The 863-nt window shown below is 43.1% G+C and carries 1 protein-coding gene and 1 pseudogene; both read right to left on the bottom strand.

What is annotated here, in order from left to right; translation table 11 throughout:
• A pseudogene (locus C6Y40_RS13805) lies at positions 1-120 on the bottom strand (IS1595 family transposase); the annotation flags it as partial.
• A gap of 393 nt (positions 121-513) precedes the next feature.
• On the bottom strand, positions 514-863 hold a 350-nt coding region (locus C6Y40_RS13800; RefSeq protein ID WP_170308493.1), incomplete at its 5' end, for an ATP-binding protein.

Genomic DNA, 863 nt, shown 5'->3' with positions numbered 1-863 from the left:
CTCTGTTATCAACTGTGAGACGCTATCAGTGCCTTTCAGCAGCTTCTCAACATAACGGGTTTGACTATCTGTTAAGTGTTCTAACTCGGCTATAAGCTTTGTAAATTGTGCTGGGATCATGATCAACCCTCAATAACTGTATTCATATACAGTATAGCAACAATTTAGCAGAACATAGCCATTCGAAAAGCTGGTGAGTTTCTTAATGAACTAGGGTTTTTAAGATCATTAAGAAATCCGTCTTCTTTATCAATTTCTAAAGAATTCAATAGCGTTGCTCTTTCAACATTAGTGAAACACGATTCAGTATACTTTCGAGCATTAGAGCTTAACTATTACAATATCTTACTATCAGATTATTCACTTTTTCAATTCTCTTTGATATCAGAGGGGGCGCGACCTGAGCTACGCTTATGTTTCATTCCAAACCCATCTGCATATTCCGGCTTATCCGGACACCGGCACCGGTTTAATCCGGACGCCTGTTTTCCTCGCTTTTCTCTAACCCTATTTTTATCCTATCTGTCCGGATTGCGCCAGTTTTCTCATTGATTCTCCTCCCAACTCAATCCGATGACTGTTGTGGATCAGCCTGTCCAGCAAGGCATCTGCCACCGTGGCGTTGCCTATCATGTTGTACCATTCTTTAACCGGGAGCTGGCTTACCATGATGGTACTGGCTGTTTGATAACGATCCTCCAGTAACTCCAGCAGATGACCGGCTTGCTCCTGGCTCATCTTTTCCATTCCCCAGTCATCGATTACCAGCAGCTGTTTCTTTGATAAGGCCAGAAGCTGTTTTTGATAACTGCCATCCAGCCGTCCTGAACTCAGATCATCCAGTAAACGGCTAAGGCGGTAGT

It is taken from the genome of Marisediminitalea alba, assembly GCF_002993365.1.
Lineage (GTDB): Bacteria > Pseudomonadota > Gammaproteobacteria > Enterobacterales > Alteromonadaceae > Alteromonas > Alteromonas alba.
This window is presented reverse-complemented; position numbering and strand designations above follow the sequence as displayed.